A 21468-nucleotide genomic window follows, 5' to 3' on the forward strand; every position below is an offset into this window, starting at 1 on the left:
CCTTAGTTCAGCGATTCGCGCAGTGAGACGCTGTTGCTCGTGCGTACGCTGGACGTGGTGACGCGCAGCAGCTCGCGGAGCACTTGGTTCTGTTCTACCAGCAGGGTGTTGCTCTGCTGCACGGCCGCCGTCGTCTCGGCCTGGCCCTTCCCATCGACCACCAGGTCGAACACCGCCCGGCTGAAGTTGTCCGGCAGCGCCTCGATCACGTCAGCCAGCTTGCCCATGCTGGTGCCGTCCTCGAGGTCGAGATCACCCACCTTCATGCTGTCGATCAGCCCGGTGACTTGGCCGTACAGGTTGTTGTAGTCCTTGCCGCTGGCAAACAGGTTGCGCCCGAAGCCCAGGGCGGCCTGTGCGGCCGCCTGTGCCGCGTTGCTGTCGCCGCCGGACACGGCGCGCTCCAGCTCCCGCATCGTCTCCTGCAGCTTCTCCTGGTCGGTCAGCGGCGACAGGTCGCTGATCGACAACCCGTACTTCATAGCCTTCTTGTCGGCGTCGATCTGGGCCTGCAGCTTGCCCATGTTGGTCGCCCGCAGCGCCTCGATCTTGGCCAGGTCTTCCGCCCGGGCGCCGGACAAGCCCAGCGCCTTGGCGTAATCGTTGGCCGCCTTCACCTGCTGGCGGTACGTGCGCTCGATCGTCAGCGCCTGCGACTGGTACTGCGTCAGGTTGCCGGTGAGCAGCTGCGTGGACACGTCGGCCATCAGCGTGGCGTAGTTCCCCAGCAGCCCGGTGACCTTCTCGATCTGGGTGGCCAGATCCGTCCCGGCGACGCCGGCCAGGTCCTGGAAGTAGTCCACCGCCTTGTTGACCTTCTCGATCTCCATGCCGTTGAGCGCCCGTCCCAGCTCGTCGGCGTTGCCCACTGCCAGCGCGATCGATGCGCTCAGCGCGGAGAACACGTCGGCCGACTCGTAGTAGCCGTCGAGCTGGTTGCCGAACCCGGCCACCCGCACCGCCTCGGTGAACAGGCGATCGGTCATGTCACCCAGATAGGCTTCCAGCTGGGCCTTGGCTTCGGCCGAGTCGGCCGATAGCGTCAGCTTGCCCAGGCTCACCCGGACGCCGGCGAGCTGCTGCGTCAGATCGATACCCAGCTGCTTGGCGAGGTCCGTCGTGGCGCCGCGCACTTGGCGCGCGGCCATGTCGAAGGTGCGATCAATGTTGGGGTCGAGGCCGGTGTACTGGGTCCACTTCTTGTCGCTGCGGAACAGGCCGCCCTTGGCCTTTACGTCGGCATAGCTCTGTCCTGCAAAGCCATCGAAACCATAGCTGCCGGTGATGCCCTGCCCCGTAATCTTGGGCGCGCTTCGGCCGAACAGCTTTGCGTGGATGCTGGAGCCGGAGAGGATCGATGCCGTCTTGTCGTTGAAGCCCAGGCCACGGAACCCCTTGTCCGCCAAGCCGACCGCACCTGCCGTGGCGATCTTGCCCGCCCAGCTTTCGCCGTTGGCGATGTCCCATCCCTGATCGAACAGCTCCGCGTTTTTCATCATGCCGGCGATGATCCAGCCGATGATTGGCACCGCCGCTGCGGCAGAGGACCCCGCAGCACCAGCGCCAGCTGCTGCGGACCCACCCGCGGCGCCGCCGCCGGTGAGCGCGGCGACGTTGTTGCCGAATCCCATGAGGCTGCCCGCGCTGGCGCCACTAGACGCGGCAGATCCGGCACTGAACAGGCCCTGCCCTTTGGACAACAGTCCGGCGATCGTCCCAACGTTCTGACCACCGGCTGCGGATCCGTTCCCGCCGAACATGCCCATGATGCTCTGCATGCTGAAGCCGCCGCCCTGGCTTCCCCAGTTGCTGAAGCCTTCCATGATCCGGGTCTGGATCGGGATCACGAGCTTCTGCTGCAGCAGCTGGCGCGCGAGGTCGCGCAGTCCCTGCTTTGCCACGTCCTTCAGGTCATCCCACAGGCCGTTGAAGTCGCGCAGCCCGCCGGCAACGAAGTCCGCCATGGCATCCGCGGCATCGCCGACGCCGTAGATCACCACGTTGGCCCACGCCTCGACATTGGCCGCGGCCTCTTCCACCTGCAGCGACAGCGCCGCGGAAGCATCAGCCGCAGCCAGCATCGACCGCTCGTATTCTTCATAGCTCGCCGCGCCCTTGGCCAACGCCAGCGCTTCCTTGCCACCGGCGGCCTCCACCGCCTTCTGCAGCTCCTGGCGCATGTCGCGCTCATTGAGCAGCTGCCGGCGGTAGAGCTCGCGCGCACGACCGATCTTGCCCAGCATCGCCAGTTCGCCGTCCATAGTCGCAAGCAAGGCCTCCGGACTCGCAATGGCCCGATCTACCTCGGCAGCCAACTTGGCGTATTCCATCGCGCTCTGGGCCATAAGCACGTTTGCATCGGCCTGGGCGATATTGCCCTTCGCCAGCGCGGCGTTGTACTCGGCCATGTTCTGCAGGTGCTTGGCCATCGCCTCGTCGAGCGGGCCGTTCATCGCAGCGGCGGCCAGCTCCGCCTGCTGGCGGTAGCGCTCAAGCGCGTCGGTCGCCGTCTTGTGCTCTTTGATCGCCGCCTTGTCGCCGGCCTTCGCGGCCTGAGCAGCCTTCTGCGCCACCTCCGTCTGGCGGATCAAGTTCAAGCCCAGCGCGATCTGCTTGTTGTACTCAGCGCGCTGTTCCGCGCTCAGCTTGTCCGCGCCGCCGGCGGCGTTGATCTTCTGGCCAACGTCGACCATGAAGGCCGCCTCGGCGCCTTGCTTCAGGCGCACCAGGTTGACGAGCTGGCCATCGATACTGGACTGCAGGGACTTGAGGTGCTGGTCGATCCCATCAGAAGCGGCCTTGGACGCCACTGCCTGGCGATTCAACGCCGCGGTGGTTGCGTCCGTTTGCTTCTCAGCTTCACCGCTAACGCCTGTGAGAGCCTCCATCAACCCGCGCTGCCGCTCAAGCTCCCGGCTACTGGTTGCAGCAGCTGCAGTCTGCTGAGTAAGCGCCTTGGAGATTGCGGCGGCCGCTGGCGACCCATCAGCCATTACCTTCCAAGCGCCCTCAAGTCCTTCGGAGAACTCGTCCGCAGTGATCTTTCCGGCACGCAGAGAGACCTTCAGCCGGTCCGTCTCTTTGATGAATGCGTCCGCCTTCGAAACGTCAGCAAAGGCAGCTGCGGCCGAGGTCATCTGACCAATTGACGCCGCAACGTCCTCATACGACTCGCTGATGCGGGCATCGAGCTTCAACAGCTCACCGGCCTGCTCCTGCTTATTCAGCTCACGATACTTTGCAATCGTTTCGTCGAGCGTGCCGTTGAAGTCAATCAGGGCGCTGTCCGCATCCTTGGTACTGTCGCGAATCACCCACCATCCCGCTGCTGCCGTGGCAAGGGCGGCGGCGATCCCAACTGGGCCTCCCAGAGCCGCGTAGGCAGATGCCAAGCCTTGTGCGGCGACGCGTGCGGCGGTTTGTGCTGCAGTAAGGCGCACGGTCGCCGGAACCATTCCCATCATGCCGACCGAAGCCCGATTGGCCACGACTGCATTGGTCGCCCAGAGCGTGTTGAGGGCTGCAATTCCCTTCGTCAGCTTCCCGCCGGCGGAGAACACGCCCAAGCCGACGCCGAGCGGAACGGCGGCCGCTGCCACGACGTTTAGGTTCTGGGCAAACGAGTTGACCGCTGCCGTGGCCGCGGCGATGCCTCCGCTCTGCGCCTGGCTGCCGAGCAGATCATTAAATGATTCTTTCAAGCCATTGAGGGCACCGCCCAGCGTCTCACGCGCAGCCTTGCCGGCGCCCGCGTAGGACTCTTCCATCACCCCCATTACGATGGCCTGAGCCTCGCCGAGTCGGCCGGCTGCCTCCAGTGACGCCAGCATGTCCTTCTGCTGGGCTGTGAACTTGAAGCCCTGCTTCGTCAGTGCTGAGACACCCTCTGCTGGGTACTCCAGTGCCTTGCCAATGGTCTCTGCAGACTGAGTGATGTTCTCAGCCAATCGCACGGACTGATCAATCGCCAACTGCAGGGCGCGCGGGAAGTTCTCCCCCACGATGCCGGTGTACGACAGCAAGCGCGTCTGTGCATTGACAATCTCGCCCGACGAATGAACCGTCGCCTTCGCCATCTTGTCAGCCATGTCGATCAGCTGCTTGCTGTTGAAGCCAGCAGCCTGCCCGGTGGATTTCAGGGCCGCATTCAACTGGGCCAGCTCGTTCTGGGCGTTCACGGTTTCGGTGATGAACTTACCGAGAAGCGCGCCGCCGCCGATCGCGCCGAATCCCTTTGCCAGCGTGGCCATGCTTACTTCGATGCTGGTGACAGACAACTTGGCGTCGCGTGCAGCCTGGGCGAAGCTATCTGACATCTCGCGCTGCATCTGCCGCATGGCTCGAGCAGAGCGATCCGACGCGCGCGCAGCTTTTCCCAGGTCACGCTCGAAACTGCCAGTTTCGGCGAGCAGGTCAACGGTAAGGGTGTAGAGAGCCATGGTCCGTCCATAAAAAAAGGCCCGCACATGGCGGGCCTTGTTTGATTAATCACCCGGCACAGGCCTGGGCAGCAATCAGATTTCCGGAAGTCGCGTCAGTCTGAGAAGCACGTGCTCTCGTCCTGACCGGCAAATCTTCCGCACTTCAGCATCAGCTTCTGCAGTCCGGTCGAAGTGTTCTGTCGGTACGATGCCAGCTGCGTAGCCACCGCATCGTCACTCATTGGCAGTGCAGATGGAGTCCGATCTTTGGACGACCAAACACCCACAAAGCAGAAGCGCTTCTCCTTACACACATCCGCTACCGCACGACCGATGACATCAGCATTTCCTGCGAAGCGCTCATCGATCTCCACGAAGTGGAAGTCCCCCTGCTTCGCCACTACACGCCAAACCTTTGGCCCCGATCCCCCGCAACCGACCAGCGCTGAGAACAGAGCCAGCACTACCAACTTCCTCATTTGCAACCTCCTTTGTTGAAATGAGAGTTTGGCATCACCGTCGAACGCGGCCAAATTAGGCGGGAATTTCTTCAAACTCCATGTATCCGCTGAAATACTGCCGGCTGATGTTCTCGGCAGAGGGCAGCTGGGTGGCATGGCCATACATGGCAGCGCGCGCGGCCAGAACCGGATCGAACGCCTTGGTCTGAATGTCGCGGTATTGCGGCACCACGCATGCACGCTGGCGCCCAGCCATCGCCATTGCGACCGTCTCCCAGTCTGTACCGGCCAGGCCGCTTTTGCGCACCACCTCAGTCGTGCGGCCCGACAGCGTGGCGGTCAGCCGGCGGTATACCGCACCGGCCACCGTGTTCACCTGCCCGCCCTTGGTCCGCGTGTGGGTGCTGGCGTCAATCGGCGCCACTGCCCATCCATCCGTGATTCCAACGTCCACCGCCCGGAAGATCGCGATCTCCCCGACCTCAACGTTCGCCACAGTCGTATCGATCTCGACCGCCACGCTGCTCACCTCGGCGGTGCCGTCAGGGAACAGCCAAGCACATACGGTCCCGGTGGGCAGCCGTACGGTCTTCCCGGTGGCGCCCGCCGCCCGCACGGTGACACCGGCGGGCACGTTGAGGCCCAGCACGGCCACGATGCCTGGCACGACAGCTTCGGCCAGGGTGATGTTGACGGACAGCGCACCGGTGCGGGCGATGCGCGCCCGGCGCGCGGGCTTGCCGTCGAACAGCGCGGCGCCACCGTCTGCCGTCAGCCAGGTCCCACCTACCAGCGCCACCGATTGAGGGGCTGGCATTCCATATCCGATCAGCATCCGATCAACCCCACATCGTCAGGACCACGTCGCCCGTGGCCGGGTTGCGCTCAACGCGCCGCACCAGTACCGCCTTTCCCCCTTCGAGGCCGTACCGCGGGTACGTCAGACGGCCGACCTGGCCGGGCTGCGGCGCCAGGCTCTGATCGCCGCGCACCGTCACCTGATAGAAGAACCGCTGCTGCCGGTACATGCCCACCACCCGGTCGATCTCCGACTGCGCGTCGGCCGCGCTCCAGAAGAGCGACATCACTGGATCTGCCGCGTCAGCCCGGCGGTAATGCTGGTGCAGCGCCCCACCGCCGTAGACCTGCGCGCGGAACAGGCCGGTCAGCTCGTCGCGCCGTGCCTGCGGCACGTCCACCACGTCCGTGACCAGGTCCGACGCGGCCAACGCCTGAGCGTTCGGCCGGTAGGCCATGCGGCGGGACAGGTTTGGCGCGTCGTCTGGCACCGCCAGCAGATCCTCGGCCAGGTCGTTGGCCGTAAGCTCAAACGCCGGGGCCCCGGCGAACGTTTCGGGGGCCACCACCCGGGTGAAGCGCAGCACCCCGGTTGCGTCCTGGTAGCAGGCCGCCCCATAGCTGGGGAGGATGGCGTTCATGGCGTCCCTCCCGGTGATCGCATTGCCGGCGTAGTAGCCCACGCCCGCATAGCCCGTCGCGGCATCAACCGCGGCGCAGTCGCCGCCTGACCATGAGGTCTTGCCCAGGCGGCCCATGATGTCGGCTATCGCCTGCTGCAGTGTGGCCGGGCGCTGGCCCGGTCCAACGCTGGACAGGTCCGCCACCACCGGCGTGACCGGCGGTGACTTCATGATCAGCTGCTGTCCGTCGGGAGACAGAGTGAACGTGCCCGGCTCCATGAGGTCACCACGGTCCATCACCGCATCGGCGTAGACCAGGCCGTCGGCCACGAACATCGCCGTCGCATCCGAGTTGGCACCCATCGCCGGCACGCTGGCCACCGCCCCGATCACGACCGGCTGCGGCTTCCAAGCCAACGCGGCGATGTTCGGCATGAACACGCCGCGATTGATCGTCTCGTCCAGATCGTCGTGAGCGTCGCGGAAGTGAACCGTTTTGCTGCCGTCGTCGTTGATCTCGATGCGGTCCACGGTGAAGCGGAACACGGCAGAGGTGTCCGCCAGCATGCCGGCGGAGCTGCCTGCCCGGATCTGGACCGGCATCCCCGAGGCGCCGGACAGCGCCAGGCTGTCGAGCAGCCCGTCGGCGTCGAGCACCACGCACTCAGCAGCACTGGTCTGGCTGACCGGATCACCGCCCCAAGGCCAGAAGTTGATCTCGCTGATCAGGTTCACCCCTTCGGCGATCAGCCCCTCGTAGCGTGCGTTGGCTGGCAGGTCGCCCGGTGCAGTCAGCCAGTCCGCGTCGGACAGGCGGGTGACGGGCCCGGAGGAGGTGGCCACCTTCCAGCCGGCGAGCGCGGCAGGTCCCCGCGCATTCCACTGCCCGGCGTTCACCACCATGCACAGACCGCCGGCCTTGCTCGCCGCGAGCGCGGCGGCAAAGTGCAACGGGCCGGCCAGAGTGATATCCCGCTGATGCACCTGCGTGGCGCCCAGGTATAGCTGCAGACGGGTCGGCGTGCCGAACACCAACCGCAGCCCAGCAATATCACCGTGTTTGGCGACGGGCAGACCGCTGGCGACAGCCGCGCCGTTCAACATGACCCGCCCGGTTCCCAGCTCCCAGCCAATCCCGGCAGGCGTGGCCCCCGGGTATGCGTTAAGCGACGCCGCTGCGGTAACGACACCGATTACTGCTTCCATCGGGTCGTCGCCCCAAACGGCGAACTCGACGCCCACCGTACCTATGCTCTGCGCCACGTCCGACTTGGCCGTGCGGTTGATGTTGGCCGCGGCAGTGGTAGCCAGCGTCAGACCGCCGTCTCGCGCCGCCAGCAGTGGGCCGATGGGAACCGCCGCGAAGCGCCCGAAGTTGTCAGCCATTGGTCATCCCAGTGAATCGAACCAGTCCTGCGCCTCGTCGTCGTCCGACCGGGGCACCAGCACGTCCATGAAGTCCTGCATGCCGCGCTTCGTGCCTGCCTGGCTGTGCGCGGCGAAGGTGAAGGCAGCGAATGCGGCCGGCTTGATGTGCAGCCCCACCGGATCGATGGGGTTTCGCTTGTGGAACTCCCACCACCGCAGGAACTCCTTGCGCGACATGGTCCCGCGCAGCTCGGCCACCGTGCGATGCAGGTGGCCGGCCAGCACATGCCAGAACCAGTCCTCGCTCCGCTGCCTTAGGCGTTTCCCGCCTCGGCCTGGGCGTCAGCGGCCTTGTCGCCGAAGCCCGAATGCTTCATGGCCACCTGCTGCAGCTCGGCGGCCACCAGCGGCTTCAGCTGTGCCGCCTGGGCGTCCGTCATCACCGGTTTGCCGTTCTCGTCGCAGATGGTCGCCGCGATCAGCTTGGCGCGATCGCCGTCCTGGAAAAGCTTGCGGAACTCCGCATCCGGCAGCTCGCGCACGTGGAACTGCGCCTTGTCGCCGCTGGGCAGGGTGATGGTGTCCGCATGCACGTCCTTGGAGGCGAACATGCCCAGGCTGGTGAAGGCCTGCAGCACGGATTGTTCGGTGGCGCGCGTATCGGACGCCGGGGTGTCGTTGGTCTTGCTCATGGGCCGTTTCCTGAAATGGTGGCTGGGCACGCAGGCCGCGCACGGCTAACACGCGGGGGTTCCCGCGCACCCGGCCAAAAAGAAAGCCCGCCGAAGCGGGCCGAAAGAGAGAGCGCCGTTGCGCCGATCAGGGCGCCGGACGGTGAGTGGTGACCGCGCCGGAACCACGAATGGTGATGGTCGCCTTCCAGATGTCGTTGTCCGCCACCTGGACGGCGAAGTTCTGGACGAAGCCCTTGAACTGCTTGGAAACCACATCGTCGGGCGGCGTGATGACGCCATTGACTGCGACGGGCTTCTCGACGCCCTCGGTCTCAGACTTCGGTGCGGTGACCAGGAAGTCCACGACAGCGCCGCTCGTGTGCAGGGCCTCGATCTTCTCGTGGTCCACGGCGTCGTAGTTGATCTCGATGGTGGTGCTGCCGGTGGCCTTGCGGCCGGCAACGAACTGATCCCAGTCATCGTCGAAATCTGAGACGTCGATTTCCGATGCCTGGCCATCGGGGAAGCCAACCGAACGCAGACGGGTCACCTTGGTGACCTCGGCGAGCGCGGTGGCGATGAACAGCTGGGTGTGCTTGGACTTCAAAACGCCCATTGCGGTTTACCTCTTGTAGAAGCCCGGTCGCCGGGCACAAAAAAACCGGCTTGCGCCGGCGGTTGGGATTGCGAAGTTGGCCGGCTACCGGATGGCCAGCAGCCGCACGTCGAAGGAAATGCCGAAGGCGCCGGTGTCGTCGTCATCGGGCGTGGGGTTGTAGGACTCGATACTGCCGTGTCGCTCCACCTCGTCGCGGATGGACACGGCAGCGGCGTTCGCTTGGCTCGCGCCGTCGCCCCACACCGTCAGGCGCACGCGCCAACCATCCGCCGGCGGCGGATCGGAAAGCTGCGCCATTGGTGACCCACCCACGACGCCCCACGTCGCGTAGGGCAGCGCCGCACCCTCGGGCGCCACCCCGGGCCACACGCGAATCGGGTCGCCCAACAGCGTGCGCACAGCGCCGCTGGCCTGCAAGATCGATTGGATCAGAGGAACCATCACAGCACCCAGCCTTGTCGTTTCAGCGCGCGAGTGATCGCGATCCACGTCTCATTGATGATTGCCTGGGCAGCTTGGGGCCCGCGAGCCTCAGCCGAAGGCGTCAGGAACGGCTTTGCCGCCATTTTCTTGGTCCCGAACTCAACGTGCCGCCAGTAGTGCGCCCACCCCGTGGTCTCATAGACCTTGCCGACGCGCCGCAGGCGCTGGTTGCGCTTCGTGTTCGAGTACTTGGCCTTTCGGCCCACCCGGACACCGACGGTGAAGTACTCCCCGTCCTTGCCCACCCCTGCGCGGCGCCGGTTTCTCGCGTTGGCCCTGCGGACCACGATCTCGCTGGCAAGGAAACCGGAATGCTTCACGACGCGGTTGCGCGCCTCATCACGGATGATGTTGCCGCCCTTGCGCATGCCGGTGCGCAGTGGCTTGCCGCGGACCTCGTCCGGCAAGCCGCGCAAGGTAGTCAACAGCCCCTTCAGCCCATGAAGCTGTAGTTCCTCAGCCATCCGACACCCCCGCATCCACCATGAGGTTGATGTGGCTGCGGGCAGTGGGATCCGGCAGCACCGCCCGAATTGCGTACACCTGGCCGTCGAACACCACCCGCATGGTGTTGAGGACACCCGGCAGATAGGGGATCTCCATGCGAGCCGTCACCTGACCATGCTCGGCACTTGCCGCGGTGAATTCGCGCCCCGACAGCGGCACCACCTCCGCTGGGACGTCCCTGTGCCAGTCTGCCCAGGCCTTCCGGTCTCCGCCGAGCTGATCGCGCACCGTGGTGAAGTCCTGCAGCGTGATCCGATGGCGATACTTGCCGGCGCGCCTCATGGCATCACCCTCCGATAGGGAAACATAAGGCGGTCTATCGTAGGGTTCTCGATCGTGCCTGCCGCAATGCCCACCTCCCGGTTCGCGTACAGGTCGCCGATCAGCAGGAGCATCGCCGCGCGTAGCGGCGCCGGCACCGGACCAGGAACGGTATCGAACAGAATCGGGTACTCGCCGGGACCACTTGTGACGGTGCCTGGTTCAATCGGTAGCGGCGCGCACCGCTCGCCTACCGGACTCCATTCGTAGCTGGCCACCACCAGCGCGTAGGCGGTCACGCGCTCAACCACCTCACGGGCGGCCACGATCAGGGCACCGATCAGGAGGTCGTCAGCGGCATGGATCACAGCCAGATGCGCTTTCGCTTCCGCCAAGCTCACCGGCTCTTCAGTGGCTGGGGCTCGCGTACGCAGCATGGATCAATCCCCTTCAGCGGAAGCTACGGCATTGGGATGGGTGTCGATGAAGCCGCCCGCCTCGATCGCGGCAGCGTGTGCGGCTTCGAATTCCCGGACCTCGCCGCAACGCCCGAAAGCGTTGTCGCTCAGCACCAAAGCGCGCACCTTCGCGCCCGGCAGGGTCTGCGCCGGTGGGGCCTGTTCATCGTGGGTCTTTTGCTGACCGGGTTCCTCGACCGTCACCGCGTCGGCCGCCCCGGTGGCGGCGCTCTCGGTAGCCGCTTGCTCAGTGACACCGTCGGGCCCTCCGATGGAGTCGCCACCGAGCGTGGTGACGGCAGCAACGCCACCCGCGTTGGGCACTTCAGCGACGGACGCAACTGCGGCTGGATCTTCACCCACCGCAGCTTCACTGGCCGGCGAGGCTTGGGGTTTCTGTTTTGCCATGGTCCTGCTCCTGGTACAGGCCAGGCGGTCAGCAGACCGCCCGGCCATTCAATGGCGCTGGATTACGCCGCGGCGCCGTGCTGGAAGGTCTTGACCGTACCGCCCACGTCGATCAGGTTGCCGCCGGTTCGCATCCAGGCAAGGAAGCCCACCTGCCCCTTCTTGATGTACGCCGAATCGTTGAAGCGGAACAGCGTCACCGCCATCACGTCGCGGATCTTGTAGTAGCTGAAGTCACCGAAGACGATCGACTTGGCGCCAGCGGCCGGACTGGCCATGTGCTGGTTGATCTCGATATCCCGGTTCAGCAGACGATCCGGAGCACCGCCCGGGTTGCCCTGTTCGTAACCCGGCACGAAGATCGGGCGGCCGCTTTCGTCCTTGACCTTGCGGACCATCTTCAGCATGTCGTCGTGGAACATCCACTTACCGTTGGCGCGGTATGCCGGGTCGATGCTGTGCTCGAGGTCGATCAGGTCGTCATACAGGATGAGCGGAACGGCGGACGCCGCGCCGATCTTGCCGTTGCTGGCGGCAGTGATGAGACCCATCGGCTGGCCGACGCCGGTGCCCACGGTGTAGTGACGGTTGGTTACGCGACCCAGCCGGGTCTGCAGGCGGCCGGTAATGAAGCCCTCGATGTCCGAGGTCGTGTCCTGCAACAGCTCCCAGGGCACCGTGACGACCTTGGAGCTGTACTTGTGGACGCCCAGGCCCTTGGTTCCGAACTCGACGTCATCGTCGGTCGCCGACTGGTTCTCCGCCACGACCTCACCCTCTTCCGAGGTGCCGTCGCTGGTCGGGTACTGCATCGGCTCGCCACCGGCAGTGCTGAAGACGTCCGCGACACGGCGCATGCCGCCGAAGTCCTTCAGGGCTTCGAGAATCTGTGCTGCGAGCGTGGTCGGGACGGTGTAGCCGCCCTGTTCCGGGTTGACGTTCGGGTTGCCGCTCATCGCGGCATTGACCTGGGTCCAGTCTTCCGCGCTCAGGGCCTTGTCGCCACCGCGAGCCCACTTGTCGAAGAGCTTGCGGTCCTGCGGGCGCTCGCTGTTGCCGGGCGCCTGGTGCTCGCGCACGCCGGCATCGCGCATGTGGTTGTCCGCGGTCAGGTCCATGACCTTCTGGTGGCGCTCGATGGAAGCGTCGATACGCTCGATCTCGGCGATATTGGTGTCGTACTTGGCCTGGTTCTCGGCAGTCCAGGTGTTGCCGTCACCGGTGCTGGTGTCCAGCAGGTTGCGGGTTTCCTTTGCCAGCGCGGTGCGGCGCTCCCGCTCGGCCTGAATATTAAGGGGCATGTGTCAGTTTCCTTTGGGCGAAAAAAAACCGCCTTGCGGCGGCTGATGAACTGCGGGCGGGAGTCGCTTACGCAGGTGCGCGCTCGAGCAGCGCAAGGCGCCGATCAAGCCCGGTTCGATGGGCGGCGATGGCGGCATCGTCATCGCTCGCAGTGTTATTGGGCTTCCCGAGCGCGGCCGGGGCGTTGTTGTAGGCAGAGAGATCCCAGCTGTTGCTGGCGCTCTTCTTCCCCACCACCTCCACCACCCGATCAGCGAAGCCGTGCTGCACCGCCTCATCAGCGGTGAACCAGGTCTCTTCGTCCATCCACTGCACAACCTGCTCGGAGCTCTGTCCGGAGCGGCGGGTGTAATCGCCGGCGAGCCCGCCATCGATCTTGGTCAGCAGCTCCGCGGTTTTCGACATCTCGGCCTTGTTGCCGATCGCTATCGTCCAGGCGTTGTGAATCATGAACTGAGCGCCTTGGCTGATTTCCACCTCGTCGCAGGCCATGCAAAGGCCGGTCGCGGCAGAGGCTGCGATGCCATCAACATGCGCGATCACCTTCGCCTGGTGCTGGGCAATCGCGGTCATCATCGAGCGCGACGCGAACACGTCACCGCCGGGGGAATCGATCCGAAGATGGATCGTCTCCACATCCAGTGCGGCCAGCTCACGCACAAAGGCGGTTTCGTCGATGTCGCCCCACCACCCGCCGATCACGCCGTGCAGGTAGATGGTGGCCACACCGTCGCCAGCTTCGGCGCGCAGCGGCTTGGAGGCGTTCGCGTTGTTACGCGCGAGCTGCAGTAGCTTCGGGATCGGCATCGTCATCAGTCCTATCGGGATCGTTCTTGTTGCCGGGCGGCTTGGCCGCCTCGGTGGGCAGGTACAGCGTGTCTCCGCCGGGGATCGGCGGCAGGTTCTTCAGGCGGCGAACCTCGTTGACGTACATCCAGCCCTGGGCGCCTGGCCCGCCGAGCGCCTTGCTGAAGTACTCCGCCTGGGCCTTGGAATCACCGGCCATGAAGCCGTCGACGTTGTGTTCAACGTAGAAGCGCTCGGTCCTGAACAGCTTGCGGTTCAACTCGTCCTTGACCCGCTTCAGGTGGGAACCCAAGGTGTACTTCACGAATCCGATGCCCATGGATTCGATGCCAGTGCCGAAGCTGCTGGCCTTCGTGGTTTCACCGATCATGTGCGGCGGGACGCCGAAGGCGCGGGCGATGTCGATCACCTGCCACTGCCGCGATTCCAGCAACTGCTGGTCCACGGCCGACATGGTCAGCTCCTTGACGTCCAGGCCTTCCGTAAGGATCAGGGGGATGCGGCGGTTCCCTTGGATTCCTCCGTACTTTTTCACCCAGGCGTCGCGGAAGCTCTCCTGCATATCCGGGGTCATTTTGTTGGTGGCAGTGATCGCCACCTCCGGTTTGCCGCCCTCGCTGAAGAACTTGCCCGCATGTTCGTCGCCTTGAATGGCGATGCCGATTCCGTTTCGGGCGCCCCACTGGATCACCGACATCGATGACACGCCGTTGAAGCCGAAGCCCGGGATGTGCACCACGTCGTCCTGATCCACTGTGAAGTAGCCGAGAGTGTCGTGGAACGTGTACTGCAGCCGGCGCGGCTCCTTGGGGCTGGATCGCTCCTGCTCCAAGATCGTCACCCGATCGCGCGGCCAGGGAATCAGCCCGGTTGCCGCGCCGCTGCGGTTGCGGGTGGCATAGGCGATCCCGTCTCCGCGCAACAGCATCTGGGAGATCAGGAACTCCCAGGCGGTCGATGCAGACCATGCCGGGCCGAACTGCTCGTTCAGGATCCACCAGTAGTCGTGCTTGGCGCGCCGGCGACCGTCTTCCATCCGCTCGAACACCGGCAACGGCAGCTGTGCGATCGAGCCGGCGATCAGGCTCACGCAACTGTAGACGACTGACAACCGCATCGCGGTCTTGTCGGTTACAACAGCGCCAGATGCCGTCGCGGGGTTGCCGAAGACCTCAAGCATCCGAAGATCGGACGAGGCTACGGTGTCCCCCTCAGTCAACGCATTGACGGTCGGAGCCTTGGCCCGGAGCGCGCGTTCTATACCGAGGGCAACATCCAAGCGGTTGCGTGCAATTTTTGCGCTCATCAGTCCATCACCACGAAGCCCTGTTGAATTTGCCCGGTGTCCTGCGCTTGCATCGCGCGGGCCATGGCCATGATCAGCGCCACCGCGCCGTCGATCTTGTTCTCGTTCGATTCCTTTCGGGGATACACGTGCTCCTTCGCATCTACCCGCGCCACCACGTTGCCCATCATCCAAGTCAGCGCGGCGTTGCCGTCGTGCCACAGCTGGTGGGACAAGATCAGGGCCTCCACTTCCTTCATCGGCTCGGAGAGGTTGCGGACCGACTGGGCCATCTCGACCACCGGCAGGCCTTCTTGGCCAAGCCGGGTCATGACGTAGGTGGCCTGGGTCGGATCGAAGGCGATGTCCTGAATGTCGATTCCGCGTGCCGCCAGCTCTTTCAGCTCTTCTTCGATGAAGGCGTAGTCGGTCATGTTCCCTGGCGTGGCCACCATCAGGCCTTCCAGCACATACAGCTGGTAGCGTTCGTTTTCCTCTACCGCCGCTTCCGGCACGTAGAAGCGCGGAACAACGTAGAAGGAGCCGCCCTTCTCGAACAGCATCACCACCGCCGCTACGTCCAGCTTCGATGCGAGATCGACGCCGACCCAGCAGCGGCAGCCGTCGAAGTCGTCGAGGTCGAACGACCGCTTCTGCCGCTGCCACGCCAGCATGTTCATCCAGGCGAGCTTGGCGCCCACCCAGTCGTTCAGGTGCTTGGTGCGGAAGGCGCTTTGCTTGCTGGCAGACCGTTTGGCTTGCGCCAGCTGCGCCAACAGGAACTCTTCGAAGACCGAAACACCGTAGTTGGGGTTGGCCTTCCTTAGGCTGGCCGGATCATCCCACCGGTCCCCCTCGTCGATACCGAAGATCATCCCGAAGATGGTTTCGTCGGTGACCTCACCTTCCAGGATCCGGATCACATCGCGCCGCTTCTCGTAGCACGGCCCACCCAGGTTCGTCCCGGCGGTTGTAATGATCCCCAGCAAGGGTTGCTCGCGCGCGCCCATGCCGGTCTGCATCGCATCGACCATGTGGTCGGTGTCGTGCTCGTGGTACTCGTCCACCAGCGCCGCGTGTGGACTGGAGCCGTCACCCGGCTTGCCGATCATCGGCTCGAACTTCGACATGTCCTCCATGACGAACATGGAGCCGGGGTTCTTTGGGTTGCCCGACTGCTCAATGCCGAAGCGCGCCCGCAGCGCGGGCATCTTCTGGACCATCTGCCAGGCAGGCCGGTACACCTCGAAGGCCTGCTTTTCGCTGGTCGCACCCGAGTAGACCTCGGCACCCGCCTCGCCGTCGGCGGCGAACAGGTAAAGGCCCCGTGCCGCAAGGCGCAGAGACTTGCCGTTCTTTCGTGGGATCTCTTCGTAGGCCTCGCGGAACCGGCGCATGCCGGTGGACTTGCGGACCCAGCCGAAGAGGTTGCACTCAATGAAGTGCTGCCAAGGCTCATACACCAGGAGCTGCTTCTTTGCCGCCCACTTGCCCTTGGTGTGGGGCATCAGCTCTTGAAACTTGACCGCGCGATCGGCCTTGGACGCGTCGTACTTGTACGGCCAGTCAGGGCCGGTGCGCTTCAGGTCGTCCAGAAACCGCTGGCAAGCCAGGATGATGTACCGTCCGGCCGGAATCTTCCCGGCCACCACGCTGCGTGCGTAGGCCTTGGCAGATTCGCTCGGGGTCATGCATCAGAACTCGTCGAATGGATTGCCCGCCTTGGGCTTCTCGGTCCCGAGCTTCTGGCGATCCGCCGGCGTGAGGCCGAGCCGCGCCAGGCAGCCGATCAGGTGCGAGTACTTGGCCGCCTTGAAGTCGGCGCGGTTCGCGCGGAACTCGGCGAGCAGCGACGCGGCCACCTCCATGACGAACCGGTCGGCGCTGGTCAGCACTCCCGGCAGCGAGCACTTGTCCAGTTCCTTCCAGACTTCAACCACGTCGTCGGGCAGGTGCCCCGGCGGCTTGCCGAGTGCCTTGCCCGTGGTCGGGGCGACCTTCTTGTAGCGCTGGGGGTTCTTTTTCTCGGCCCCTTTGAGCTTGGCCAGCTCGGCCGGCTGCTTGTGCCTCGCCATCGGCGCCAACCTCGAAATTCAAATTCTGTGGAAATGCGACCAAAAGAGGGGGCGCGTATCGCGAGGCATTCAGCCTCAACTTTCACCCTCCCCCCTCCCTTAGCGACCTCCGCCGTGGAACGCGTCACGTCCGTTGGGGTTCCACGCCGGCCGCCCGAACCCGCCGTTCTCCCGCGCGGTCTTCGCGCTGTGGCAGGGCCTGCAGAGGGACTGGTGGTTGCCGGGCTCGTTGTTGGCGTCGTCGCCGTCGATGTGGTCTACATCCGTTGCCGCCTTGACCCTGCCCAATGCGGCGCAGTATCGGCACAGCGGCTCACGCGCCAGGTGGGCGGCCCGCATCTTTCGCCATGCGGTCGAATTGGTCGGCAACGCCCGCCGGGCCTGTCGCCGCCTCACCTGCCGAGCGTCTTCCTTATAGGGCTTCCAGCCGGTCGGCCGGTGCTGGGCGGGCCTGATCGGCATCAGTACGGCTTCCCGTCCATGTCGGTGCGCTGCGGCTCGGGCGTTGCGTCTCCGTCAGGCACCGGCACGCCGACTTCCTCGCCCAGCAACAACACGACCGACTGCGTGAGCAGACCGATATGTTCAGCCTGCTGAGCGATCTGTCGTCCCTGCTCCACGATCGTGGCATGCTGCTGCTCGGCCAACGACAGCAGGCGATCTATGCGCTCGTCCATCAGAACTCCTCGACGGCCCAGCCGCCTCCGTCCCGCTTGGGCTTCACCCGAACTGCAATGAAGCGCATCGGATACAGTGCGGCCGCCATCTTGATCTTGACCCTAGCATCGTCCATCCAGAAGCCCTTGACCTCGTGCAGCTCCATCACACCATCGGCGGCTAGCACCGCAAAGTCAGGCGTGTAGAACATGCTGTCAGCCAGACGCAGCTTGATGCCTTCGAACTTGTGCCACTGGATCTGACCGGCCGCCTCTAGCTGACGCAACCGCTCCGCGTAAGCAGCCTCGGTCTTGTTCATCTGGCCGACCTTGAGCCGGCCAAGCGCCAACATGGCCTTGCCCTGCTTCGCCATCAGCGCGGGCTGCGGCGGCGGACCTGGGCCTTGGCTTTCTTGGTCTTCGGCCGGGGCGGCAAACGGCCCTGAACTTCGATCAAAACCCCGTTGACCGCGGCCACCTGGATTTTGAGCGAGGTGATCTGCGAGACGGCAGCGGAACCGACATTCTCGCTGTGCGATTTGACCGCGGCGAGCTCGCCGCGCAGGGCCTCACCGTTCACCTCGACGGCCCGCAGCCGTTGTGCAAGGCGCTGGGAGAGCGTCGGCCACAAGGTGACGCCAAGTACTTTGATGGTTCGGGACATGGTGATCTCCATGGATCAGAGGCGCTTGGCGCCGTTGATGGCCGTCTCGACGGCTCGGTATCGGTCTACGGTTTCGTCTCGCTCGGACTGGGCGAGCTCGCAGGCCCGTACAATTCCTGCCGCACCGAGCCGGCGTAGTCGGTCTTGTTCTGCAGCCGCTGCGGCAGCGGCGGCACCATCGGCCAGGCGGCTGGTTTCGCAACTGGCCCAGTGGCCGCGCAGCCGGCCAAGCTCACCATCGCGGCCAGCAACAGCAGCCGCGATGCGCTCTTGATAGTCAGCATTGATCTTTTCCTCTCGCTCGTCGGCGGTATCTCCCGCCTGCTGGATGCCTGCTACCTGCTCTTGATCGACAGACCGCGCCACCTGCTCTCCAGCCAAGGCCTCCCGTCCGTCAGCCACCTCGTCCGTGGCGGTACTAAGAGCCGCGCGATCGCCGCGCCAGGACCAGCCTGCGGCGAACGACAGCGCGCAGCACACGCCCCATGCGATCAGCAGCCCAACGACCAAGTAGGCCCGGTTCACGGGGCAAGCTCGGCAACGCACTTGGCATGCCGCTCCAGCTGCCGATCCCACACGCCCCAACACACCTTGTTCGGCTTGCCGTTGATCAGCGTCGAGCAGTCGTAGCCGCCGGCACGCTTCCACAGCAGCAAGGCGTCACAGGCGGCACGGTAGTTGCCCACCAGCAGCTGGCGCCGCATGGACGATGTCTGCCAGTTGCCTGTGCCGTACTGGTACGTGAAGTCAAGATAGAGGTCGTACTCGCCTTGCGTGAGGTAGACGCCAGGAAGCGAGGCGCGGAATCGCTTTTCCTCACCGGCGATGTGCGCCTGAGCGGTGTGCAGGGCGCGATCCGGAGTGATTCGATCACCGAGCCGCACCGGCGTGCCGTCCGGGTAGAAGGTTGAGCCAAACCCGACAGTCGGCCGGTCGTTCTTGGTCGGTATGACCGCCGTCTCGGTGTAACCCTCGCGGGAAACGATCGCGACCAGGCCTGCAGCGCTCAGGACCAACAACGCCACGAGCGACCGGCCTGGCGGGCCACCGGTCCGGCTCATGCCTTGGCCGCCTTTGCGGCCTGCCGCCATTCGCGAACCCAGCGCCATGCCAGATAGGTGATCTGGCCGACCAGGTAAACGACGGTCAGGATCACGACCAGGCGGTCGAGGTTGACGCCGCCGGCGACGGCACCGGCCACCGCAACCGGCGGCGTGACCTTTGCCGCAGCACTTGCCGCGGTACTGATGATTTCGTCCCGCATGGTTGCCCCGTGGATTGTCCGGTTCGGCATTTCGCCCCTCCCGGTTTGTTCAATAGGCGCCCGCCCCGCTGCCGGCTTGGCGCGAGGGTTAATCCGGTCTGGGAAGCGGGCAAAGAAAAAGCCCCGGCTGTGGCCGGGGCTTGCGTCTGGATAGTGGCAAGAATGCCCTTGTTTCCGATGACCCTTCAAGTCATCGCTATGCAGCGCGCGAAAGCGCCTGACCGAACTGCCGCGCAGCTTCGTTCTCTGCGGCTCGCATCTGAATGAGCATCCACTCGTAGACTGGCTGCCAGAACCTGCTGTATGCCGAGCAGTCGGCCCCGATGGCTGTTGCGCGCTTCCGGCCGCTCAGTTGCTCCAGGCCACTCCCGTCGCATGCTTCGCACTCCACGACGCCGGTGCCCTCCGGTGCAGCCTGTGTGCGCAATCCCTCGCATCGCTTGCAGCAGCCGGCAGCGGCCATTTCACCGATCACCGCCACGGCCAGTCCGCCAAGCTGCTCCATGGTGCTGATGGGCCAACACAGCGCGCGCGTGGCCTCCAACTTTGCCTCAGCTCGCGCAAACTCCCGGCGCTGCATGTCCGTAACCGCATTTCCCGCCCAGCCCATACAGGTTTTGGCGATGCCGTATTCCGTCCGCGCCAGGCTCAGCACCTGCTGGTGTCGGTTGTATTCCGGAGCCACCAGCGCGATGACGGCCTTCCGCAGATGGTCGATGCGACGGGCCGCACTCTCTGGCCACCACAGGGCCTCCAGCAGCTCACGACCGAGGCCGGCGGGCACCATTCCCAGCGCCGCGGCAATATCCTGCGTGGTCAGGTCCGGCGTGCCGCCCCGGCCGGTGTCGAACTTCACGGTTGTCGGCCCCATCCTGCTAGACAGCAGCTCACGTACATTCCCCATGGCCTTTCCCCTTGTGCTCTCGTCGATTGATTTCACGGCGCAGCGCGCGTGCCCGGCGCAGTGCCTGCTGTGCCTCGCGGCGTACGGCTGGGGCGGTCCACGCCCTCGTCCATCGCATCGCGGCTATGTCTTGCTGGATGCTGCTGAGCAGCGCCAGCGCCTTGTCGTCGTAGCGGGTCAGGTCCATCCGTCCAGCTTCTTCCCAGTGCGTCGCACCGATCGCGACGCCTGCCCCTCTACCCCGGCCGCTCCCAGGCTGCAGTCAGCCGCTCGACTTTCCCGCCCCTCGCCTGCCACTGCTCGAACGTCTCGAAACCCGGCGTGGCCACTGGAGCCGCCCGGACGGGCTTAGGGATCATTGCGGCCCGCAGCCCAACCGTCGCACCGCGCGCAGCCCTTGCCCTCTCCACGCGACTGCGGTTCTTTGCCTTGGTGCGTTCTGCCCTCTGCGATTCGGTCAGCCGGGGCCGAGTCATCGCCGTGCCACTCCTGCGGAACATCGCCTCTTCACGCTCCCCAGTCCTGAGCAGGTAGCCCCGTGCGACCAGGTAGCGCAGCGTGCTGTTGATCCCGTCCTTGGCTTTGTCCGTGTCCATGCCACCGGCTGCCAACTTCTCGTACAGCCCCGCATAGCTCAGCCCTTCTGTCGGGGTCTGCTCGAACGCCGCGCGAACCTGATCGGCGCATGTCTTCTTGCTCTCACTCACGCAGCTGCCCTCAGCTCGATGATGTAGGTCTGTTGTTCAATCAATTCGTCGTCGCTGCCATACGTCTCGTGGAAGGTGCGCGAGCCGTCCATCAGGCTGGGCCCCCACGTCTCCCGCATCTCGGCGAAGGTCTTGCCCTGCATCGGATGGCGGCGGTGGTGCCACACGCACAGGGCGTACCCGAAGGCATGCCCGCGGCGCTTGTTCCCGCTCTTGGCGTGGTTGTAGTCGCAGCCGTAGAACACCTGGCTTCCCGACAGGAGGCGCATGGCTGCCAACACAAGGCAGGCCATGCACGGGCCCACCTTGGCGGCCTCAATGCGCGCACCCTCTGCGGCGGTCGGCGGCGGCGCCTTGGACCACATCAGCGTGCGCCTCCCTTTTGGTACTTGTCCGCAAGCCGCCAGCCGTGCTGCCAAGCCAGTGCCTTGTCGTCCAGCGGCTGCACCTTGCGCGGCTCCAGCTCGTCCTGGGTGTCCACCCACACCATGTGCGGGTTGGTGCTCAGCCCTTCACCGTTCAATCGGGCCGAGTACCCGGCGTTGATCTGGGCGGCGTACTTGCTGCGTGTGCTGAAGGCGGTGAAGTCCATCACAGGCCCTCCTTCGTGTGGTTTTTTTCTGTCCACAGGAAGTAGACGCCCAGCAGGCCGACCAGCAGATTCGCCCATGCTGGACCATTTCCGCAGTACCCCATCACCGTGCAGGTAAGCCCCAAGAGAAA

The 21468-nt window shown here is 65.0% G+C and carries 29 protein-coding genes; all 29 read right to left on the reverse strand.

The window, feature by feature from the left end; translation table 11 throughout:
- Positions 1-2: 2 nt before the first annotated feature.
- The 29 genes from AC06E9_RS00595 to AC06E9_RS00735 all read right to left on the reverse strand — a co-directional run bounded on the left by AC06E9_RS00595 (position 3) and on the right by AC06E9_RS00735 (position 21337).
- Positions 3-4439, reverse strand: a complete 4437-nt coding sequence (locus AC06E9_RS00595; RefSeq protein WP_478055238.1) for a phage tail protein — start codon at positions 4437-4439, stop codon at positions 3-5.
- Positions 4440-4534: 95 nt separating this feature from the next.
- On the reverse strand, positions 4535-4975 hold the full coding sequence (locus AC06E9_RS00600; RefSeq protein ID WP_478055239.1) for a hypothetical protein: 441 nt from the start codon (positions 4973-4975) through the stop codon (positions 4535-4537).
- Positions 4956-5717, reverse strand: coding sequence for a hypothetical protein (locus AC06E9_RS00605; protein ID WP_478055240.1), 762 nt, complete (start codon positions 5715-5717; stop codon positions 4956-4958). Before AC06E9_RS00605 ends, AC06E9_RS00600 begins: the two co-directional genes overlap by 20 nt.
- 4 nt (positions 5718-5721) lie before the next feature.
- Positions 5722-7689 carry a hypothetical protein gene (locus tag AC06E9_RS00610; RefSeq protein ID WP_478055241.1) on the reverse strand — a complete coding sequence of 656 codons (1968 nt, stop codon included), beginning with the start codon at positions 7687-7689 and terminating at the stop codon, positions 5722-5724.
- A gap of 3 nt (positions 7690-7692) precedes the next feature.
- On the reverse strand, positions 7693-7956 hold the full coding sequence (locus AC06E9_RS00615) for a hypothetical protein (RefSeq protein WP_461770774.1): 264 nt from the start codon (positions 7954-7956) through the stop codon (positions 7693-7695).
- A 29-nt stretch (positions 7957-7985) separates the two neighbouring features.
- Positions 7986-8363 carry a hypothetical protein gene (locus AC06E9_RS00620; protein ID WP_462082607.1) on the reverse strand — a complete coding sequence of 126 codons (378 nt, stop codon included), beginning with the start codon at positions 8361-8363 and terminating at the stop codon, positions 7986-7988.
- Between the two features lie 127 nt (positions 8364-8490).
- Positions 8491-8961 (reverse strand): phage tail tube protein, encoded by a 471-nt coding sequence (locus AC06E9_RS00625; RefSeq protein WP_353086590.1) that lies wholly within the window; start codon positions 8959-8961, stop codon positions 8491-8493.
- Positions 8962-9045: 84 nt separating this feature from the next.
- Positions 9046-9405: a tail completion protein gp17 gene (gp17, locus tag AC06E9_RS00630; RefSeq protein ID WP_478055242.1), complete on the reverse strand. Its 360-nt coding sequence runs from the start codon at positions 9403-9405 to the stop codon at positions 9046-9048.
- The gene (locus AC06E9_RS00635; RefSeq protein WP_261997044.1) at positions 9405-9911 is read right to left on the reverse strand and encodes an HK97-gp10 family putative phage morphogenesis protein; all 507 of its coding nucleotides are present in this window, start codon (positions 9909-9911) and stop codon (positions 9405-9407) included. The genes gp17 and AC06E9_RS00635 overlap by 1 nt, the downstream gene beginning before the upstream one ends.
- Positions 9904-10236 carry a phage head closure protein gene (locus AC06E9_RS00640; RefSeq protein WP_478055243.1) on the reverse strand — a complete coding sequence of 111 codons (333 nt, stop codon included), beginning with the start codon at positions 10234-10236 and terminating at the stop codon, positions 9904-9906. Before AC06E9_RS00640 ends, AC06E9_RS00635 begins: the two co-directional genes overlap by 8 nt.
- On the reverse strand, positions 10233-10652 hold the full coding sequence (locus AC06E9_RS00645; protein WP_478055244.1) for a head-tail connector protein: 420 nt from the start codon (positions 10650-10652) through the stop codon (positions 10233-10235). Before AC06E9_RS00645 ends, AC06E9_RS00640 begins: the two co-directional genes overlap by 4 nt.
- Before the next feature lie 3 nt (positions 10653-10655).
- A complete protein-coding gene (locus AC06E9_RS00650) occupies positions 10656-11081 on the reverse strand; it encodes a hypothetical protein (protein ID WP_478055245.1) in 426 nt (141 codons plus the stop codon).
- 62 nt (positions 11082-11143) lie between these two features.
- Positions 11144-12382, reverse strand: coding sequence for a phage major capsid protein (locus AC06E9_RS00655; RefSeq protein WP_478055246.1), 1239 nt, complete (start codon positions 12380-12382; stop codon positions 11144-11146).
- A 67-nt stretch (positions 12383-12449) separates the two neighbouring features.
- Positions 12450-13196 carry a head maturation protease, ClpP-related gene (locus tag AC06E9_RS00660; protein ID WP_478055247.1) on the reverse strand — a complete coding sequence of 249 codons (747 nt, stop codon included), beginning with the start codon at positions 13194-13196 and terminating at the stop codon, positions 12450-12452.
- Positions 13156-14496, reverse strand: coding sequence for a phage portal protein (locus AC06E9_RS00665; protein ID WP_478055248.1), 1341 nt, complete (start codon positions 14494-14496; stop codon positions 13156-13158). Before AC06E9_RS00665 ends, AC06E9_RS00660 begins: the two co-directional genes overlap by 41 nt.
- Positions 14496-16166 carry a terminase large subunit gene (locus tag AC06E9_RS00670; protein ID WP_478055249.1) on the reverse strand — a complete coding sequence of 557 codons (1671 nt, stop codon included), beginning with the start codon at positions 16164-16166 and terminating at the stop codon, positions 14496-14498. The genes AC06E9_RS00665 and AC06E9_RS00670 overlap by 1 nt, the downstream gene beginning before the upstream one ends.
- 3 nt (positions 16167-16169) lie before the next feature.
- Positions 16170-16550, reverse strand: coding sequence for a hypothetical protein (locus tag AC06E9_RS00675; RefSeq protein ID WP_478055250.1), 381 nt, complete (start codon positions 16548-16550; stop codon positions 16170-16172).
- A 99-nt stretch (positions 16551-16649) separates the two neighbouring features.
- Entirely contained in the window at positions 16650-17012 is a 363-nt protein-coding gene (locus AC06E9_RS00680) for an HNH endonuclease signature motif containing protein (protein WP_478055251.1), read from the reverse strand.
- Positions 17012-17227, reverse strand: coding sequence for a hypothetical protein (locus AC06E9_RS00685; protein WP_478055252.1), 216 nt, complete (start codon positions 17225-17227; stop codon positions 17012-17014). The genes AC06E9_RS00680 and AC06E9_RS00685 overlap by 1 nt, the downstream gene beginning before the upstream one ends.
- Positions 17227-17580, reverse strand: coding sequence for a DUF1064 domain-containing protein (locus tag AC06E9_RS00690; RefSeq protein WP_478055253.1), 354 nt, complete (start codon positions 17578-17580; stop codon positions 17227-17229). The genes AC06E9_RS00685 and AC06E9_RS00690 overlap by 1 nt, the downstream gene beginning before the upstream one ends.
- Positions 17580-17870 carry a hypothetical protein gene (locus AC06E9_RS00695; protein WP_478055254.1) on the reverse strand — a complete coding sequence of 97 codons (291 nt, stop codon included), beginning with the start codon at positions 17868-17870 and terminating at the stop codon, positions 17580-17582. Before AC06E9_RS00695 ends, AC06E9_RS00690 begins: the two co-directional genes overlap by 1 nt.
- Positions 17871-17885: 15 nt before the next feature.
- Entirely contained in the window at positions 17886-18395 is a 510-nt protein-coding gene (locus AC06E9_RS00700; RefSeq protein ID WP_478055255.1) for a hypothetical protein, read from the reverse strand.
- Complete coding sequence (locus AC06E9_RS00705; RefSeq protein ID WP_478055256.1) at positions 18392-18931, reverse strand: lysozyme; 540 nt, start codon at positions 18929-18931, stop codon at positions 18392-18394. Before AC06E9_RS00705 ends, AC06E9_RS00700 begins: the two co-directional genes overlap by 4 nt.
- Entirely contained in the window at positions 18928-19134 is a 207-nt protein-coding gene (locus AC06E9_RS00710; protein ID WP_353086562.1) for a hypothetical protein, read from the reverse strand. The genes AC06E9_RS00705 and AC06E9_RS00710 overlap by 4 nt, the downstream gene beginning before the upstream one ends.
- Before the next feature lie 196 nt (positions 19135-19330).
- Positions 19331-19990, reverse strand: coding sequence for a hypothetical protein (locus AC06E9_RS00715; RefSeq protein ID WP_462082521.1), 660 nt, complete (start codon positions 19988-19990; stop codon positions 19331-19333).
- A 31-nt stretch (positions 19991-20021) separates the two neighbouring features.
- Positions 20022-20225, reverse strand: coding sequence for a hypothetical protein (locus AC06E9_RS00720; RefSeq protein WP_448129945.1), 204 nt, complete (start codon positions 20223-20225; stop codon positions 20022-20024).
- Between the two features lie 49 nt (positions 20226-20274).
- Positions 20275-20745, reverse strand: coding sequence for a hypothetical protein (locus tag AC06E9_RS00725; RefSeq protein ID WP_478055257.1), 471 nt, complete (start codon positions 20743-20745; stop codon positions 20275-20277).
- Entirely contained in the window at positions 20742-21110 is a 369-nt protein-coding gene (locus AC06E9_RS00730; protein WP_478055258.1) for a Ref family recombination enhancement nuclease, read from the reverse strand. Before AC06E9_RS00730 ends, AC06E9_RS00725 begins: the two co-directional genes overlap by 4 nt.
- Complete coding sequence (locus tag AC06E9_RS00735) at positions 21110-21337, reverse strand: hypothetical protein (protein ID WP_478055259.1); 228 nt, start codon at positions 21335-21337, stop codon at positions 21110-21112. The genes AC06E9_RS00730 and AC06E9_RS00735 overlap by 1 nt, the downstream gene beginning before the upstream one ends.
- Positions 21338-21468 lie beyond the last annotated feature (131 nt).

The sequence above is a fragment of the Stenotrophomonas sp. Steno-Z10-BAI genome (assembly GCF_056393115.1).

What these genes read in the sequence shown, in the direction of transcription:
- AC06E9_RS00620 (WP_462082607.1), bottom strand. Translation starts at nt 8,363, where the DNA reads ATGAGCAAGACCAACGACACCCCGGCGTCCGATACGCGCGCCACCGAA.
- AC06E9_RS00655 (WP_478055246.1), bottom strand. Translation starts at nt 12,382, where the DNA reads ATGCCCCTTAATATTCAGGCCGAGCGGGAGCGCCGCACCGCGCTGGCA.
- AC06E9_RS00735 (WP_478055259.1), bottom strand. Translation starts at nt 21,337, where the DNA reads ATGGACTTCACCGCCTTCAGCACACGCAGCAAGTACGCCGCCCAGATC.
- AC06E9_RS00650 (WP_478055245.1), bottom strand. Translation starts at nt 11,081, where the DNA reads ATGGCAAAACAGAAACCCCAAGCCTCGCCGGCCAGTGAAGCTGCGGTG.
- AC06E9_RS00640 (WP_478055243.1), bottom strand. Translation starts at nt 10,236, where the DNA reads ATGAGGCGCGCCGGCAAGTATCGCCATCGGATCACGCTGCAGGACTTC.
- gp17 (WP_478055242.1), bottom strand. Translation starts at nt 9,405, where the DNA reads ATGGTTCCTCTGATCCAATCGATCTTGCAGGCCAGCGGCGCTGTGCGC.
- AC06E9_RS00695 (WP_478055254.1), bottom strand. Translation starts at nt 17,870, where the DNA reads ATGTCCCGAACCATCAAAGTACTTGGCGTCACCTTGTGGCCGACGCTC.
- AC06E9_RS00690 (WP_478055253.1), bottom strand. Translation starts at nt 17,580, where the DNA reads ATGGCGAAGCAGGGCAAGGCCATGTTGGCGCTTGGCCGGCTCAAGGTC.
- AC06E9_RS00605 (WP_478055240.1), bottom strand. Translation starts at nt 5,717, where the DNA reads ATGCTGATCGGATATGGAATGCCAGCCCCTCAATCGGTGGCGCTGGTA.
- AC06E9_RS00670 (WP_478055249.1), bottom strand. Translation starts at nt 16,166, where the DNA reads ATGACCCCGAGCGAATCTGCCAAGGCCTACGCACGCAGCGTGGTGGCC.
- AC06E9_RS00645 (WP_478055244.1), bottom strand. Translation starts at nt 10,652, where the DNA reads ATGCTGCGTACGCGAGCCCCAGCCACTGAAGAGCCGGTGAGCTTGGCG.
- AC06E9_RS00660 (WP_478055247.1), bottom strand. Translation starts at nt 13,196, where the DNA reads ATGACGATGCCGATCCCGAAGCTACTGCAGCTCGCGCGTAACAACGCG.
- AC06E9_RS00625 (WP_353086590.1), bottom strand. Translation starts at nt 8,961, where the DNA reads ATGGGCGTTTTGAAGTCCAAGCACACCCAGCTGTTCATCGCCACCGCG.
- AC06E9_RS00685 (WP_478055252.1), bottom strand. Translation starts at nt 17,227, where the DNA reads ATGGACGAGCGCATAGATCGCCTGCTGTCGTTGGCCGAGCAGCAGCAT.
- AC06E9_RS00610 (WP_478055241.1), bottom strand. Translation starts at nt 7,689, where the DNA reads ATGGCTGACAACTTCGGGCGCTTCGCGGCGGTTCCCATCGGCCCACTG.
- AC06E9_RS00635 (WP_261997044.1), bottom strand. Translation starts at nt 9,911, where the DNA reads ATGGCTGAGGAACTACAGCTTCATGGGCTGAAGGGGCTGTTGACTACC.
- AC06E9_RS00680 (WP_478055251.1), bottom strand. Translation starts at nt 17,012, where the DNA reads ATGCCGATCAGGCCCGCCCAGCACCGGCCGACCGGCTGGAAGCCCTAT.
- AC06E9_RS00720 (WP_448129945.1), bottom strand. Translation starts at nt 20,225, where the DNA reads ATGGACCTGACCCGCTACGACGACAAGGCGCTGGCGCTGCTCAGCAGC.
- AC06E9_RS00710 (WP_353086562.1), bottom strand. Translation starts at nt 19,134, where the DNA reads ATGCGGGACGAAATCATCAGTACCGCGGCAAGTGCTGCGGCAAAGGTC.
- AC06E9_RS00595 (WP_478055238.1), bottom strand. Translation starts at nt 4,439, where the DNA reads ATGGCTCTCTACACCCTTACCGTTGACCTGCTCGCCGAAACTGGCAGT.
- AC06E9_RS00675 (WP_478055250.1), bottom strand. Translation starts at nt 16,550, where the DNA reads ATGGCGAGGCACAAGCAGCCGGCCGAGCTGGCCAAGCTCAAAGGGGCC.
- AC06E9_RS00730 (WP_478055258.1), bottom strand. Translation starts at nt 21,110, where the DNA reads ATGTGGTCCAAGGCGCCGCCGCCGACCGCCGCAGAGGGTGCGCGCATT.
- AC06E9_RS00665 (WP_478055248.1), bottom strand. Translation starts at nt 14,496, where the DNA reads ATGAGCGCAAAAATTGCACGCAACCGCTTGGATGTTGCCCTCGGTATA.
- AC06E9_RS00705 (WP_478055256.1), bottom strand. Translation starts at nt 18,931, where the DNA reads ATGAGCCGGACCGGTGGCCCGCCAGGCCGGTCGCTCGTGGCGTTGTTG.